Here is a 15,746-nt window from a genome sequence, read left to right as displayed (position 1 = left end):
GACGTCGCAGTGAGCGGACCACGAAATGGTCCTCATCGCCGACGTGATTTCTGCGCGCTCCTATCGCATAGGATCCTCCGAATAGCCGGCCCAGTTCTGCAACATCTCAACGGCTGGAGGAGGCATAGCTGTTGATCGTTCCGTGGCATTAGCTGGCGCGGAGCTGCTCCAGCGCTTAGCGAACTGACCCCGCGGGAAACGGTGGCAGCTGCCACACGTTTGAAAAACATCCACAGCGTCAGCTACAGCTTGAGCTGAGCCTTCGTTATGGCACGTTCACCGGGGGCAGGGCTGCGGTCGGACGCGGCACGAAGCCGGATTGGTGCTGGCCGCGTGTCGCCAACACAATTACTACGGTCGCAAAAAGGATTAGGAGTCCACGCATTTCAATCCAAAAAATTGTACTGCAATTTTGAAGTGGCTCGCGTGCCGGGGGGATGTTTTCTTCTAAGGCATCGGTCCGCGAGCAAACGCGGAAGGCCTACTCCTCAATCTCACAGAGTTTCGCAAGCTACATGGCTTGCCGCAAGACGACGTAATCGGCTGACCTGCCAAAAACTGCGCCATTCCCAAGAAACCGCAGGAATAATGCGCTCAAGATTGGCAGGGTAGCCAGCCGGACAGCAAGGCAGCAATTGTCGCTCTCAGCGCCCCCTGCAGTCATGATCGTTCTCCGCCAGCCTTTGTATTCGACGGGCGGGTAACGTCGGATTGGCGAAGGCCGGCGACAAGCGCAAGCCAAAGCGCGCGTCGTAGCAAGAACCACGGCGCGCATCTCAATCGCGCGGAGATCATCGTCGACACCGAGGTCTCGAAGTGGGCCATTTCACTGAGTGTGCGTACATCTTACGTGGCGAAGCTTATTCACCCGCCGCCCAGATTCATAGAGAATGCCGGGGAGGGTAGCGAGGGAGACGTTACTGGGATGTTTCGCATTTGAAGCAGCGGCGGCTTTTTGTTCGTTCCCTGCGAAGCAAGCGTCATCATGTTCCGGCACCGCAGACAAGAGGAGATACTATTACGCCTGTTGTGCATCGAGGGGACAAACGTCGAGCCGGATTGGCTATGGCCTCTGTCGTCTACAAACCAAGCTCGGCTCGAGCCAGCAACGCGCGTAGCTCTGTTGCGAGGCAACTGCGCTTCAAGCCGTTCGACGAATTTAATTGCTGGAACCGCTTTCAGATGCATCGTCAACCTGAAAACAACGGCGACGGCAAGAATCAAGAATCGTCATTCCCGACAAGACAAAACTCTGTTTGCAAAATCTCTCGTCGATTGCAAGAGCATCAAACGTCTAGGTATGATTGTAAGACTTCGCCATTGAGACTGACGAAGCTTGGTCCACGGGCAAAATTGGCGCCGTCAGAGACTTGAAGAGCACAGATTGGTCCGTTCCGTACGAAGTTTGCATGAGCGCAATCGATCAAGCTAACGTGCAAACGCGGAGGCGGAATAGCCTACGCGGTGGCATTCTCAGTGCGCCCCCAAATGACGAACGTGAACAATGTAAAACTCACACAAGTCTGAGGCGTCGCTGACGCAGATTGTTGTCGCCTATCGAGCAGTTTGGTGTCAGTCTGCTAACGCTTTGCCTCTATCTCAATTCTCGAGCGTCGAATGGCCTGCGAAGGAATTCCATTGAAAGCGCAAGGCGGGTGCAAGTTGACACACAGGCGCCAACCGGTGGTCTCAGACGCATCTGCTGGCTGTTGGAGCGTTGCAGCTGGCGCGCTGTCGCGCGCGTGACCGACGGCTGCGATCGCAATAGAGAGTGGGTCCATCGCATCGCCGAATGAGGTTGTTCGGAAACTACAACGCAGACGCCGCGTCTTCCCCCAACATGTATGTAACTTCACGCTAAGGAGCGAACGTGACCGTATACGGTGGGCCGGTCTTTGACATGGCCGCGAAGCAATTTGAAGTCATCGCAGATTATCTATCTATACCGCAGGACGCGAGAGCTCGGCTATTGATGCCGAAGCGAGCGGTGACGGTCTCATGTCCGATACATCGCGACGACGGCACGACGGCGGTCTTCGAGGGCTATCGTGTGCAGCATCACCTAACGCTGGGCCCCACGAAAGGTGGCACGCGGTTCGCCAAGAGCGTTGATCTCGGTGAAGTCGCGGCACTGGCCATCTGGATGAGCTGGAAGTGCGCGCTAGTCGGATTGCCATATGGCGGCGCGAAGGGAGGAATTAGCGTCGACCCGTCAAGTCTGTCCAAGCACGAACTTGAAGCGCTTTCGCGCCGTTACATGCAGGAAATGATTCCATTCGTTAGTCCGCATACAGATGTGATGGCGCCCGACATGGGGACCAACGAGCAGATCATGGCCTGGTTCATGGACACGTACTCGATGTATCAGGGGCAAACAGTCACGGAAATCGTGACGGGAAAACCCGTCAGCGCCGGCGGGACATTGGGACGTCGCGAAGCCACAGGGCGAGGTGTCGCTCATTTGGTCCGTCGTTCTGCAGATGAACGCAATATCCGTCTCGATGGCGCAACCGCAGTTGTACAAGGATTCGGCAATGTCGGTTCGATCGCCGCACTCGAGCTGCACAATATGGGAGTCAACGTGATCGCGGTAAGCGATCACACCGGCGCGCTCTACCGGCCTGCGGGCCTCGACATCCCCGAGCTGGTCAGACATGCAGCCTCGCGAGGCAGCTTGAACGGCTATTCCAGCGAGCTCGCTTTGGATTCAATGGAGATGCTGACGTTGCCGTGCGACATACTTGTTCCGGCCGCGGTGGAACGGGTCATCAACGGAAAAATCGCCGGTAATCTGCGCTGCCGCATACTTGCCGAAGGGGCGAATGGACCGACTACGCCAGAGGCTGATCGAGTGCTAGAAAAACGTCAGGATGAGATCTTCCTGATCCCGGACATCCTGTGCAACTCAGGAGGTGTCGTAGTTAGCTACTTCGAATGGGTGCAGGACCTTCAACGATTGTTCTGGGAGGAGGAAGAGGTCATGCGGCGCGAGTATCAGATTCTGAATCGAGCGTTTGAACAGGTATTGTTGCGAAGTAAGCGGGATAAGGTGTTGAACCGAACCGCCGCCATGGCCATCGGAGTGGAGCGGGTACGGGACGCAAAGGAGACGCGTGGACTGTTCCCATAGCCAAGCTCAAACACGTTCGTTCGGGCTGTGAGTCTGTTGATGCCGCTAAGCAACCCGGTCAGCAGACTCGGTTGGACGATGGAAAGAGGCCGGGAGGTGGTGCTCATGCTCCCTTGATGGCTTATCAAAACGCAAACCTACGATGCGACGAACGACGCATGAGTTTAGTGCTGACCGCACTTGAAGTCGCCACGCTGTTCGTTGAAGCGTACACGCAAACTTTGCACAAAATGAACGGCGCGTACTGCGGTGGCACTGGATCGTAACCGTCCGCACCGTGGGTCTAGCGGAACGACCATTCGTATGGCACCCCGTACCCGCATGCTTGCGACGACAATTCTGAGGCGCGGCTTCCACATTGACAGCGCCTCGATGCTCTCCCGGTCGGACCAGCAAATTGTGTGTTCCGGTACCCCGCCAGCCGAGCCGCTCGATCTAGTCTAGTCGATCGCGACCCGCGATATGGGGCCGCCGTTCAGTCTTCCTCGGCAGCGATCGATTCCATCAGCGATACCAGCTGGCGCTGGACAGTCTGATCCTTGATCTTGCTGTAGGCGCGCAGCAACCGAAGGCTGAAGGCACTGTCGAGGAACAGGAGGCTCTCGACTTCCCGGGCCTTGTTGTCACCGTCGTAGAAGAAGGTGACCGGGACATCGAGCGCGGTCGCGATCTGCTGAAGGCGAGCGGCGCCGACGCGGTTGACGCCCTTTTCGTACTTCTGGACCTGCTGGAAGCTGACGCCGAGTTTGTCGCCGAGCTCAGCCTGCGAGATCTTCTGCTCGACACGTCGCAGGCGAATCCGCTTGCCCAACTCAATGTCCGACTTGCCGGCACTGCGCTGCTTCATCTTCTTTGCTGCTGATCTCATTCTAGTGACCCGTCCTTCAAATCGAGAATCCCTTGCCCTCCAAGGTCAAGGGGCCGTCCATGATGTACCGCGTCAAATCCGCTTGGATCGCCCAGTTGGTCGTGAGAATTCCGAAAACCCGATAAGGGCGCCGGATCGGTGTCCAAACTCATTTAAAGCATCGAAAGCACCTTTATACTGACGCCGCCCGATTACGTGCAGCCGATCGCGCCAGGGGGCCTGTCGACACTCCGCCCGCCACATTTGGCAGAATAATGGCCGCAACACAACTAGTACGAGTTTAGTCATCGCAGATTTTGATGTTCGTGCTTACCGCGCAGCACAGCTTCATGTCCCGTATTCCTACGGGACCTTCAACATGTTAAGTGCGTTATCGTCAGTACAACCGGTGCTAGTGTTGGTGGGATGGTTAAAGCAGGGCTGTTTGGCGCCGCCCGGTCGGTTGGCGAAACCTCGATGATGGTGTGGGTTGAGCTTTCGCATTGTTGCTGGACAAATGCCGAAAGGCCGTGAATCATCGGAAACATCCCTGCGCCTGACCACAATCCGCACACTATTGGTGGAACGGCGTATGGAGCGAGAGGAATGGAACGCCTCGGCGCGACCCGATCGTGTGTTTTGAACATATGCAGGCCGCTAATCTTGAAGAACGATTGCTGTCGCTGCTTGCACCCCTGGAAGAGTATCACTCATTTCTGCTTGGTCGTGGCAGCTATGAGACTGCGAAATTGCTTTCGCTCGCCATCTTTGAGGTTCGGATGGAGTTGCACAAGGTCATAGATTCCGATTAGACGGCAGTGGCCTTGGCCGGCGGTCGTCAACGTCTACAACAACACGCTCTCTAAATCGGCGTTTCTTGAAACGATCAAGAACTCGAAAGACGAGGGCGACGAGGGCGCTTCGCTGATTGGCCATCTCCCGCCCTCACCGAAGGAAGATGTTTCGCGAAAATCCGGACCGGTCCCACATCGCCTCTGTATTGATTTGACGCGACTCTCTCGATCAGTTTGCGACAGGTTTTAAAGACAGAGTCGTGCGTGAGCCTCGGATCCGCCCACATTCCTCCCAAGGCGCACAGCGCCGCGTTACTGATCTCGCACTCGATGCTCCTGTTGCCATCGAACATCGTGAATCTATAAACCATCGATTCCGGGTCATAACCGATGGGCTTTCCACTCGTCAGCGGCATCGTTCCACATTCGTGCGTCAAATATCGGGGCTTACGCATCAAATCGAACGGTTCGCGAAATACGCACCCCGGCCATGCCAATCTCACCAGCCGCAAAAGCTCGAACGATCACGATAGCACGTAAAGCGGCGCGGGTACGCCGCGGCTCAAAGGTAACTCTATATTGACAGATTGCCGTTCTCATTTGCGCGAAAAGTGTGTACGAACCGGACAAAGCCACGCGTCCTGCCGATGGCGTGTGCAATCGGATAGGCGAAGTTTCGATCTGTGTCGCTCTCGTAGGCGATGTTAGGCGACTCCCGGAATCATGGACCTCTTACAGAGCCGAACCAGCCACCGGCAAAAGGCGCGAGCGATTTCGGGATTGTCACTGCGATCCACCGCATAGGCCCGATATCGCATACCGCTCGGAGCGCGCGATCCCGGTATCATATGCAGCGCGCCTCCGCGGACCAGATCACTGACAACAATCTCGGGCGCCACGAGAAGGCATTTTCCCGTCATGACCGCTGGCAGTGCCAGGTAATTGTGATCATATCGCGCCCCCGACTTTATGTCGTTCGAGGTCAAGTTCATGGCTCTAGCCATGTAGGCAGTATGTCTGGCCGGGATATAACATTCAGAACTGGCATCGAGCGAACGATCGAGAGGCCTTTGCCGCCTACGTGAATTGGAGAGCCCACGCAGACCAGTTGCTCGTTATGGATTTCCCAATCGTCGGCCGGTTCGTTCGGGGAGAGGTCGCGAGTAATCAAGAATGTCGAAATCGTCCGAGGATGCGGGCTGCGACAGTGAACTAACCACATCCACGGTCACGCCGCCCATTTCAGCGGAGAATGCTTGGAGATTCGGGATCAGAAGGGAGTAAGCGAAGGTAGAAAGCGACGTGCGGATCACAATTCGATTGGCATTCGAACGATTGCTCCGGCGCATTCTCCTGGCGGTGTACGAGCAGGACCTGTCGGTTCGGGAGATCTCGGAACGGCTGCAGATCAGCAAGAGCTCGGTTGCCTCCTACCTGCTGCGAGCACGCGAGGCGGGCTTAAGCTGGCCGTTACCGCCGATTTACGCGAGCGAGGCGGCGTTGCAGCGGGCTCTGTTCCGGCGGGTCGGGCGGCCTCCGCAGGACTTGAGCGAGCCTGAGTGGCCGCGGTGCGGCCGAGACTGGCGCGGTATCTACGCAGGCCGCCGCTAAGTCCTTATCTGAAGATAGCAATCGTCTGAACCTGGAAGTGCGGAGATTTCTAACCAAAGTAGGCGCGGCTTTGGACAGCTTTGTCGCGTTAAAGAAGCAGCGTTTCCTCCGAAGGCCTAGGTATAAGCCGACAGACCTGCGCGGCGGGAAGAAGGGCTTTAGATCGTCTGATTGTACTCGCCGATTTCCGGATGCGTGCGCAGCACACCGTCCACCATCTCGAACATGTCGCGCATGCGCTGTTGGGAGACCGGACTCTCGACCACGACGACGAGCTCGGGCTTGTTCGAGGATGCGCGCACCAGTCCCCAGCTGCCGTCCTCGACCGTGACGCGCACGCCGTTGACGGTGACGAGGTCCCGGATGGCCTGGCCGCCGATCTTGGCGCCCTTGGCCTGCAAGCCCTCAAAATGCTTCACCACGGCGTCGATGACGCCATACTTGGTCTCGTCGGCACAATGCGGCGACATGGTCGGCGACGACCAGGTCTTGGGCAGCGCGTTCTTCAGGTCGGCCATCGACTTGCCGGGGGCGCGATCGAGCATGTCGCAAATCGCGATCGCCGAGACCAGGCCGTCGTCGTAGCCGCGGCCATAGGGCTTGTTGAAGAAGAAGTGGCCAGACTTCTCGAAGCCGGCGAGCGCACCGGTCTCGTTGGTGCGGCGCTTCATGTAGGAATGGCCGGTCTTCCAATAGGCGGTCTTGGCGCCTTGCTTCTGCAAGACGGGATCGGTGATGAACAGGCCAGTGGACTTCACATCGACGATGAACCGCGCGTCCTTGTGGATCGCCGACATGTCGCGTGCCAGCATCACGCCGACCTTGTCGGCGAAGATCTCCTCACCGGTGTTGTCGACGACGCCGCAGCGGTCGCCGTCGCCGTCGAAACCGAGGCCGACATCGGCCTTGTGATGCAGCACCGCGTCGCGGATCGCGTGCAGCATCTCCATGTCTTCTGGATTCGGATTGCATTTCGGGAAGGTGTGGTCGAGCTCGGTGTCGAGCGGAATCACCTCGCACCCGATCGCCTCCAGCACCTGCGGCGCGAAAGCGCCGGCCGTGCCGTTGCCGCAGGCCGCGACGACGTTGAGCTTGCGTTTGAGCTTCGGGCGGTTCGTGAGGTCGGCGATATAGCGCGCCGGATAATTCTCGTGGAACCGGTAGGAGCCGCCGGCCTTGTTCTTGAAATCGGCATTGAGCACGATCTCCTTCAGCCGCGTCATCTCGTCGGGGCCGAAGGTCAGCGGACGGTTGGCGCCCATCTTCACGCCGGTCCAGCCATTATCATTGTGCGAGGCCGTGACCATGGCAACAGCGGGCACGTCGAGATCGAACTGCGCGAAATAGGCCATCGGCGTCACCGCAAGGCCGATGTCGTGCACCTTGCAGCCGGCCGCCATCAGGCCGGAGATCAGCGCATATTTGATCGAGGCCGAATAGCCGCGGAAATCATGGCCGGTGACGATCTCTTGCTTGACGCCGAGCTCGGCGATCAGCGCGCCCAGTCCCATGCCGAGCGCCTGTACCCCCATCAGGTTGATTTCCTTCTGGAACAACCACCGCGCGTCGTATTCGCGAAAGCCGGTCGGCTTCACCATCGGCTCGGATTCGAAGCCGTAGGTGTTGGGCAACAAGACGGATTTTGGCTTGGGAAACATTGAGACGGTCTCGTTAAAGGCCAAGAATTGCCGGGGGTGATTGCGAATGCTTTGCCCGATGGCTCGTCAGCATCATGTAATAAGATAAAGCTTCATAGGCCCAGCCCGCGGCTTTCCATCTTTAAAAACGTGGAAACCGACGATCCCGCGTGGGGCGAGCTAGTGTACCGCGGCGGCAGCTTTAAGTTTGCCAAGGCTGTAACAATCGAGACAACAGAGAGACCAGCTCAGCCTGCCGCCTGGTCCCTGTCCGTAAAAAGACCGCCTTGAGATGGTTGCGCGCGGTCCCGGACGAAATGTTCATATCAAGGGCGATTTCTTCCAGAGACTTTCCCGCCACCAACAGCGATGCGAGTCGAGCCTGAGCGGGCGTCAATCCAAAGATCGCCATCACGGAAGTCTGCGAGACACGGGGTATTTCGTTCAGATCGGTCAAGATCAGAAGAGCACCCACATCCTGGAAGGGAAGATCACTTGCGCCGTCCCAGCCTTGCACGATGGCGTCGATGACGATCGGCCGGCGCTGACTCCGAGCGACCACTGCTTGAAGGGTGGTGCGGCCCGGTTTGCTGGATAGAATCCGGATCTGTGTGATCAGTCGGTCCAGCCTCAACCGCGACTGAGCGTCCGCTGCAAACAGACGCTTTCCCTTCACCGAGAGGTCGTCATCCAAGAGCTTGGAGGCGTTGTCGTTGACGGCGGTCACAAAGCCGTTCCGATCGATTAGAATCGCAGGCCGCCCCAACAGATCAAGCGCACCAAACATACCGGGTGGTTCCCCACGAGCGATGCGCAGTTCACTCGGGCAAAACAATGCTCCCTTCAGACCGGCCCCCGTTCCCTCGTCAATCTCAAGCATGGCAATAGTTCAAGAAATGCATCTCGCTAAAAACCAGCCAACTATGCATCAACTTATAGCTGCGTGCGTCAAAGTGGACAGTCCCATTTGGGATAGGTTTCTCATCAATTTCTAAAAGTGTCCGGCTGCATGATTGCGCCACGGAGTTTTTTTGGCGCGATGGAAAACGCCCTTCCTCTGACGTTCGATTTGAGCGCACATTGCGATGGCAATTCATACGCAAGTGAAAACCGAACTCATCAGCAAGAAGAGAGTCATTCAGTTTACAGTCTGGCATCTGCACACATCACGCGTAGTTCCTCGCTTTCGCGCTGAATTTCATCGTCGTATGGTTCATTTATGGGGCAGGCTGCTCGCTCAAGCCGTAAAGCCCCTCAAGGTAAGTGAACCCCCGCGCGATTGCTGCGCTTCAGTGCCACGCCGCTCAAATTTGGATCGGAGGAGCCGATCCGTCCGGCATATTCAAAACGAACGACAACATAGCCGAAACGAGCGCATCCATGGCGTAACGCCTCCTCAGACAGACGTCTTTCGACATCTTCGCGCTGAAGCCCGACGATTGGTGTTTCAAGAAAACGGCGGTAACGGTGAATGCGGTTGCGGTGGGGGCGCATGGGCGCGAGAGTTTCGCCGATCATCTCTGTCACGCGGCATTCAAAGTCATATTTCTGCTCGTTGACCGAGCGCCAGGCTGTATGTCCGAGGTGTTCCGGCATACTGACGGACATTTCTTCTGCAAAATCATCTCCCAATGTCAATTGAAGGCGCACCAGTTTCGTACGTCATGTACAAAGAAGACGGCAAGAGGTCGGGTCAGCAACAACGCCAGACATCGCAGAAACGAACACCCACAGTCCGTTCTCGACGTAACGGGATGCTGCATCCAAAGAAGCGCCTGTCGGCTGTTCAAAAGTGCGCGTCCCGTTCGTCCTCGCTGGTGCTATCGGCCGCAAAGGGCCTTCCGCCGGTTACTCCAAGAGTTCACCGATCGCATAGAGTCACAAGCGCGGCCTCTTCACTTAAGGCGTCGCGGCACTCTGACGAGCGTTACGTGAATGCCGCCCGATGCCAATCTCCAGGAACGGCATGTCGCGCCATGGTGTGCGTGGGGAAAATACGCACATTTTGCGTGTTCTATCTCAAATGGGACTAGCTGGGGCTGGCTCGAGTTCGCTATTCGTCGATCAAGGCGACGCTCGTTTTCAGGAGCCGCTGCTGATCGGACTTGACCAGAAATAGACAACTCCGCCCATCGATTGTCATCAAGCGGCGCCACGCAAATGTCACGAGCGTCGGCTCGCAACGGCATCCATGCAATTGCAATCCGGGTGCGTCTAGGCCGTTTCCAATCGGGCGACCTTGGCGCGCCTTATCGGTGCGCGCGTCGGCTGTTCGTTGGGCTGCATGAGCACGGCAGACCGAACCGATCGCCTGTCATTTCGAGTGTGTTCTTCTTATACGAGCGCGAGCTCGAGCAAGCATGAAAAAGTATGAGGATTCTCCATCTCTATAAGACCCATCTTCCAGATACATATGGCGGGATACCCCAGTTCATCGACCAGCTCGCGCGAGGCGTTGCCCGGCGCGGTCACACCGTCGATGTTCTTTTTCCAAGCCGCCAGCGACCATTGCACGCCTCCAAGCTCGCCAATTACATGAGCCATCCGGTGCCCTTGCACCTTGAACTAGCGTCGACCACGATTTCGCTTTCTCTATTCAAGAAGTTCACGGAACTAGCTGGCCATGCGGACATCATTCACTATCATTTCCCTTGGCCGCTTATGGATCTCGTGCATCTGACGGCCCTCGCATCCAAGCCTTCAATCGTTACCTATCATTCGGATGTCGTCCGCCAACGTGCGGGGCTATGGCTCTATCGTCCGCTGATGAAGCGCTTTCTCGACAGCGTCGATCGTATCGTTGCCACATCGCCTAACTATTGTGCTACAAGCGAAACCTTGCGGAATTACGCTTCGAAGACGCGCTCGATCCCGATCGGGGTCGACCAGTCAACTTATCCGCAGCCGACTGCCGATGTAATTGAGAAATGGCGCGCTCGCGTCGGCGATCAATTCTTCCTCTTCGTTGGCGGTTTGCGATACTACAAGGGGCTTCACATCCTGTTGGAAGCCGTCAAGGGGACGGATATTCCAGTCGTCATCGTGGGGACAGGGCCCGTCGAGCGCAGATTGCATGAGCAAGCCAAAAGGCACGACCTCTCGAATGTCAAACTGCTCGGTGAGGTGTCGGATGAGGACAAGGCCGCTCTCCTGACGCTGTGCCACGCCTTCGTTTTCCCGTCCCATCTGCGATCGGAAGCGTTTGGGATCTCGCTTCTGGAGGGAGCCATGTACGGCAAGCCGATGATCTCGGCAGAGATCGGCACTGGAACGAGCTTCGTTAATATCGACCGACAGACGGGACTCGTCGTCCGCCCATCGGATGCAAATGCCCTAAGGGGGGCGATGACATACCTTGCTGAGAACCCACTAGCGGGCAAGCGTATGGGGCAAAATGCTCGTCGGCGATATGAGACGCTTTTTACAGCGGATCTCATGGTGCAGCGATATCTCGACCTCTACGACGAGATGCTTTGCGAAAGAAATGAAGGCGAAGGCCGCGCTCAGGCGTAAAGCGGATAGACTGTCTGCGGCGCCAACTTGCGTGAATTACCGGCGATTGCCGAACGTCGCCAGCAGCGCCTTCCACCACACCGCATAAGGTCGTGCGAGCCACCATTTCACGGGCAGGCTGCCATGATGCCGGCGGACAACGCGCATCGCTTCAGCATAATGAGCCGCGCGGTTGTTGCGCGTCTTGGTATCCGCATGAAGACGGTTCACAGCTAAGACCCGCGGCACATGAACGAGCGGCCCAAAACGGCGGTAGAGCCGCCACCAGAGATCGTAATCCAGCGCGAAGTGGAGGGTTGGATCGAGCCCTCCCAGCGCGTCCCAGGCGGAACGTCGGATGAGTGTTCCCGGCTGGGAGATAATGCAACGCAGCCTTAAATAGCGCTCGCTAAACGGCTGCACCCATACGGGGCGTTTGGCGCCTCGTGCATCGAGGTTCAGGGCCTCTCCATAAGCGGCGGGGGCGATGGGATTTTCATCCAACGCGTTGATGAGCGCGCGCAGGCTACCAGGCTCAAGCTTGTCGTCACTGTTCAGCCAGCTGACATATGGCGCCGTGCCGTGTTGCATACCCTCATTAATTGCTGCGGCTTGGCCGCCGTCGGGTGCACTACGCCAAAATGCCAGACGTCCGCTCCAGCGGCGAAGGATCGCAAGTGAGATGTCGGTCGAACCGCCATCCATGACAATGATCTCGGTCGGGACATCCTGAATAGCGATAGATTGCAGGGCGTCCTCCAGATAGCAGCCTTGATTGAGCGAGGGAACCACCACCGTGACTTCCGGTGGTGCCTTTCCCATCATCTGGTTGGCGGAATGTCCTGGTGCGACCGTCATCTCACGAGCGCTTGTAATCGTCCTCGAGGCGGATGATGTCGTCCTCGCCAAGATAGCTTCCGGTCTGGACCTCGATCAGCTCGAGCAGGATCTTGCCCGGGTTGGCCATGCGGTGGACGGCGCCCATCGGGACATAGATCGATTCATTTTCATGAACGAGCGTCTCCCTATCATCGATCGTCACGAGCGCAATGCCCCGCACAACAACCCAATGCTCGGCGCGGTGATGATGCTGCTGCAACGACAACCGGCCTCCGGGCGTCACCACGATGCGCTTGACCTGATGGCGATCACCGATATCAAGCGACTGATATGATCCCCAGGGCCGGTCGACTCTGAGGTGGTTTTCGGCGAGCTGCGGTGCAGCCTTTCGAACCGAGCCGACAAGGCGTTTCATCGCACCCGGCTGTCGATTGCGCGACACCAGAACGGCGTCCTCCGTCGCCACAACGACGAGATCGTCAACCCCTTCGAGGGCCACCAAGGCGTTCTCGGCGCTAACCGTGCAGTTCCTTGAGTCTTCGAAGATTGCTTTGCCTTTTGCGACGTTGCCGTCGCCGTCTTTGGACGATAACTCCCAGACCGCTCGCCACGAACCGACATCCGACCAGCCCCAGTCCACCTCAACAACGGCGGCGCGGGAAGTCTTCTCCATGACGGCATAGTCGATGGAAATAGCCCGCGCGCCCTTGAACGAGGCCGCATCAAGAGCAAGGAAACCGAGATCGGCCGTAACGTTCGTGACTGCTGACGTAACTGCCGCCACCGTGTCGGCATCGAACTGCGCATATTCGGTAAGCAGTGCATCGGCCCGAAACATGAAGTTTCCAGAGTTCCAAAGATAGCCCGCCGAAACGTATTTGGCGGCAAGCTCTGCGTCGGGTTTCTCCACGAACTTGGCGGCTTTTCTGATGTCGGCCGCGATCCTCTCGCCGGGCTGGATGTACCCGTATTCAGTCGAGGGCCCCTCCGGCGTAACGCCGAATGTGAGAATAAACTCGTCCCGTGCCGCGTCAAGCGCGCTGCGGCAGGAGAGGGCGAAAGCGGAAGGATCTTGCACAGCGTGATCGGCGGCAAGCGCCAGAACGACGGACCTCTCATTTCGCATACGGGCAAAGGCCGAACCCGCAAGCATGGCCGGCCCGGAATCGCGACGCGCAGGCTCGAGCAGCACGTCGGCGTCAACGCCAAGTGCTGAAAGCTGCTCGCGTACGATGAACCGATAGGCTGCGTTGGTGATAATAATAGGCTTATCAAACAGCGAAGGATCGACAACTCGCTTTATCGTCTCTTGGAATGACGAATGCGAACCGAAAAGGTTGAGGAACTGCTTCGGCCGACTATCACGCGATGCGGGCCATAGACGTGTTCCTGCACCACCGCACAGAACCAAGGGCACAATCAATCCGCTCATTTCCCGCTTCAATGCCTCCGTCCAAACAATTTGTCGTTCAACAGTCACTAGCGTTGCCGGTCGTGTCGCCCACGATCGTTTCGTCGATCGGCAGGGCAACGATGTATTGCTCCCCGCAGAATCCTTCGCGGACGAACGCGCCTCCTGAGATCCAAGGCGCGCCTCGCGCACGGATAAGGCCTCGCGTCGGCGCTGGAACCGAGCAAGTGACTTCCACAACCAAAAGGACGCTGTCGCGAACGGGAGCTCGCGCGACCATATCGTTCTGAAATGCTCGCAGCCAGAAGACACGCGTCCCCAGCTGTACCCGTTCTGCCGACAGCAAACCTTGCGCCAACCTTTAGCGGCAAGGAAACGAACGAACAGTCCCATTTGGGATATGGCTGAGCGGATTTTCTTTGGGTAGGTGAAGAGCACCTTCGGCACACGAACGGCCGGCAGGATTATCTGCTGAACGACGATCGTTACGCGCGCGCTCTTGATGTCCATAGAATTCTTTACTCATGATGCCTATCAGCGGCACAACAGGAGGCGGCAAGAGCATCTTGCCAGCCTGTTGCTGCCGATTGCCGGCCGGACGGTCCTTGAGCTCGGCGCGGGCGTGGGCGATCACACGAGCTTCTTTATCGATCGCGGTTGCAAAATTACTGCAACCGACGCGCGGGAGGAGAATCTGGTTCATCTTCGCACGCGATTCCCGACGGTTTCGGCCCGCGTGGTGGATGTCGAACGCGACTTCCCGGCCGATTTGATCGCGCACGATATCGTCTATGCCTATGGGGTCTTATACCATCTCTCAGAACCGCTCTCCGCATTGAAGCGAATTGCATCTTTGACCAAAGAGATGCTTTTGCTCGAAACCTGCGTCTCCTTCGGGACCGAAGAGTCGATCAACGAGGTCGTCGAGGACGAGAACGATCCAACTCAGGCCGCGAACGGCGTCGGCTGCCGGCCAACCCGCGACTTGATATTCAATTCTCTGAAGCGCCTCTTTCCTTGTGTGTACGTGCCGCGCACGCAGCCTTGGCACGAGGAATTCCCGACTAATTGGCTCGAGCCTGCGCCAGCCAATGCGACCAGGCTGTATCGCAGCGTGTTCGTTGCATCCCGCACGCCACTGACGACCGCGATGCTCGCGGAGCGCCTGCTCAGTATCCAGACGAAGGAATAGGGATATGGCGCAGACGTTGTGGCTTGGCTTCATGCTGACGCGACGGGACCTGTCGCAGCGCTATCGTGGCACGGTCCTTGGCGCCTTATGGCCGTTTCTCTACGCGGGCCTTCTCCTATCGATGTTTACGTTCGTCTTTTCGCTCGTGCTCAACGTGCGGTGGTCGGCGGGCACGGATGGGCGCCCCAACGAGGGCGCGCTGATGATCTTTGCCGGGCTGGTCCCGTACCTCTTTATAGCGGAGGTGATGACTCGCTCTGCGTCGTGCATCACATCGGCAACGAACTTTGTGAAGAGAGTTCGCTTTCCTCTTGCCCTGCTTCCAGTGGTCGCCGTCAACAGCGCGCTCGTACTGGCCGCGATCAACGCGCTTATTCTCGTTGCCGCCGTCGGCGTGATCTGGGGCGCTGTGCCTCCGACTGCTTTGGCGTTGCCGCTGATATTCCTGCCCTTGGCCGCGATCGGACTGGGTCTCGCGTTCCTTTTCGCGACCTTGGGCGTGTTCTTTAGAGACCTGTCGCAGTTAAGTCCCCTGCTCGCGCAACTGCTCATGTTTCTGGCGCCAGTCTGTTATCCAGCTTCCGCAGTTCCGGCGGCGTTCACCACTGCGGTCGAGCTTAATCCAGTCACGTGGTTTGTGACGGCGTTCAGAAATCTCGTTCTTGATGGTGAGATGATGGCGGCGGGCGAGTGGGCGATCCACTCCGCAGGCTGCATCCTGTTCGCGCTCGCGACCTTCGCCTTTTTCCAGCGCACCCGACGCTCATTCGCCGACCTGCTATGAGCAACGCC

Annotated in this window: 10 protein-coding genes and 2 pseudogenes; 5 read left to right on the top strand and 7 right to left on the bottom strand. The window is 57.7% G+C overall.

What is annotated here, in order from left to right; all coding sequences use genetic code 11:
* Nucleotides 1-1,870 precede the first annotated feature (1,870 nt).
* Nucleotides 1,871-3,130, top strand: a complete 1,260-nt coding sequence (locus J2R78_RS41555; RefSeq protein ID WP_253610340.1) for a Glu/Leu/Phe/Val dehydrogenase — start codon at nt 1,871-1,873, stop codon at nt 3,128-3,130.
* A gap of 475 nt (nt 3,131-3,605) precedes the next feature.
* Here J2R78_RS41555 and J2R78_RS41550 read toward each other — a convergent pair whose 3' ends face one another.
* Entirely contained in the window at nt 3,606-3,977 is a 372-nt protein-coding gene (locus tag J2R78_RS41550) for a helix-turn-helix domain-containing protein (RefSeq protein ID WP_253610628.1), read from the bottom strand.
* Between the two features lie 1,498 nt (nt 3,978-5,475).
* Nucleotides 5,476-6,135 (bottom strand): annotated as a pseudogene (locus J2R78_RS41545) (LysR substrate-binding domain-containing protein); the annotation flags it as partial.
* On the opposite strand from J2R78_RS41545, the pseudogene J2R78_RS41540 reads away from it, so the two are divergent.
* Nucleotides 6,074-6,334: pseudogene (locus J2R78_RS41540) on the top strand (sigma factor-like helix-turn-helix DNA-binding protein); the annotation flags it as partial. The pseudogenes J2R78_RS41545 and J2R78_RS41540 overlap by 62 nt on opposite strands.
* Nucleotides 6,335-6,540: 206 nt before the next feature.
* Here the strand turns inward: J2R78_RS41540 and J2R78_RS41535 are convergent.
* From J2R78_RS41535 to J2R78_RS41525, 3 genes are all read right to left on the bottom strand, one after another.
* Nucleotides 6,541-8,040, bottom strand: a complete 1,500-nt coding sequence (locus J2R78_RS41535; protein ID WP_253610341.1) for a phosphomannomutase/phosphoglucomutase — start codon at nt 8,038-8,040, stop codon at nt 6,541-6,543.
* 181 nt (nt 8,041-8,221) lie between these two features.
* On the bottom strand, nt 8,222-8,899 hold the full coding sequence (locus J2R78_RS41530) for a helix-turn-helix transcriptional regulator (RefSeq protein WP_253610342.1): 678 nt from the start codon (nt 8,897-8,899) through the stop codon (nt 8,222-8,224).
* 374 nt (nt 8,900-9,273) lie between these two features.
* Entirely contained in the window at nt 9,274-9,627 is a 354-nt protein-coding gene (locus tag J2R78_RS41525) for a hypothetical protein (RefSeq protein WP_253636048.1), read from the bottom strand.
* Between the two features lie 762 nt (nt 9,628-10,389).
* Here J2R78_RS41525 and J2R78_RS41520 point away from each other — a divergent pair.
* Nucleotides 10,390-11,532, top strand: coding sequence for a glycosyltransferase family 4 protein (locus J2R78_RS41520; protein WP_253610344.1), 1,143 nt, complete (start codon nt 10,390-10,392; stop codon nt 11,530-11,532).
* Nucleotides 11,533-11,568: 36 nt separating this feature from the next.
* On the opposite strand, the gene J2R78_RS41515 is transcribed toward J2R78_RS41520, so the two are convergent.
* Complete coding sequence (locus tag J2R78_RS41515; protein ID WP_253610345.1) at nt 11,569-12,369, bottom strand: glycosyltransferase family 2 protein; 801 nt, start codon at nt 12,367-12,369, stop codon at nt 11,569-11,571.
* A 1-nt stretch (nt 12,370) separates the two neighbouring features.
* Nucleotides 12,371-13,783 carry a mannose-1-phosphate guanylyltransferase/mannose-6-phosphate isomerase gene (locus J2R78_RS41510; protein ID WP_253610629.1) on the bottom strand — a complete coding sequence of 471 codons (1,413 nt, stop codon included), beginning with the start codon at nt 13,781-13,783 and terminating at the stop codon, nt 12,371-12,373.
* Nucleotides 13,784-14,264: 481 nt separating this feature from the next.
* Here J2R78_RS41510 and J2R78_RS41505 point away from each other — a divergent pair, with 481 nt between their 5' ends.
* Complete coding sequence (locus J2R78_RS41505; protein WP_253610346.1) at nt 14,265-14,954, top strand: bifunctional 2-polyprenyl-6-hydroxyphenol methylase/3-demethylubiquinol 3-O-methyltransferase UbiG; 690 nt, start codon at nt 14,265-14,267, stop codon at nt 14,952-14,954.
* Between the two features lie 4 nt (nt 14,955-14,958).
* Complete coding sequence (locus J2R78_RS41500) at nt 14,959-15,738, top strand: ABC transporter permease (protein ID WP_253610347.1); 780 nt, start codon at nt 14,959-14,961, stop codon at nt 15,736-15,738.
* The last annotated feature ends 8 nt before the right edge of the window (nt 15,739-15,746 follow it).

The organism is Bradyrhizobium sp. USDA 4538 (assembly GCF_024171045.1).
Taxonomy (GTDB): Bacteria; Pseudomonadota; Alphaproteobacteria; order Rhizobiales; family Xanthobacteraceae; genus Bradyrhizobium; species Bradyrhizobium australafricanum.
The sequence above is the reverse complement of the archived record's forward strand: the minus strand, read 5'-3'. Positions and strand labels throughout refer to the sequence as shown.

Excerpts from the sequence above, each read along its gene's own strand:
- J2R78_RS41550 (WP_253610628.1), bottom strand. The coding sequence starts at position 3,977 with ATGAAGCAGCGCAGTGCCGGCAAGTCGGACATTGAGTTGGGCAAGCGG.
- J2R78_RS41535 (WP_253610341.1), bottom strand. The coding sequence starts at position 8,040 with ATGTTTCCCAAGCCAAAATCCGTCTTGTTGCCCAACACCTACGGCTTC.
- J2R78_RS41530 (WP_253610342.1), bottom strand. The coding sequence starts at position 8,899 with ATGCTTGAGATTGACGAGGGAACGGGGGCCGGTCTGAAGGGAGCATTG.
- J2R78_RS41525 (WP_253636048.1), bottom strand. The coding sequence starts at position 9,627 with ATGTCCGTCAGTATGCCGGAACACCTCGGACATACAGCCTGGCGCTCG.
- J2R78_RS41520 (WP_253610344.1), top strand. The coding sequence starts at position 10,390 with ATGAGGATTCTCCATCTCTATAAGACCCATCTTCCAGATACATATGGC.
- J2R78_RS41515 (WP_253610345.1), bottom strand. The coding sequence starts at position 12,369 with ATGACGGTCGCACCAGGACATTCCGCCAACCAGATGATGGGAAAGGCA.
- J2R78_RS41510 (WP_253610629.1), bottom strand. The coding sequence starts at position 13,783 with ATGAGCGGATTGATTGTGCCCTTGGTTCTGTGCGGTGGTGCAGGAACA.
- J2R78_RS41505 (WP_253610346.1), top strand. The coding sequence starts at position 14,265 with ATGTCCATAGAATTCTTTACTCATGATGCCTATCAGCGGCACAACAGG.
- J2R78_RS41500 (WP_253610347.1), top strand. The coding sequence starts at position 14,959 with ATGGCGCAGACGTTGTGGCTTGGCTTCATGCTGACGCGACGGGACCTG.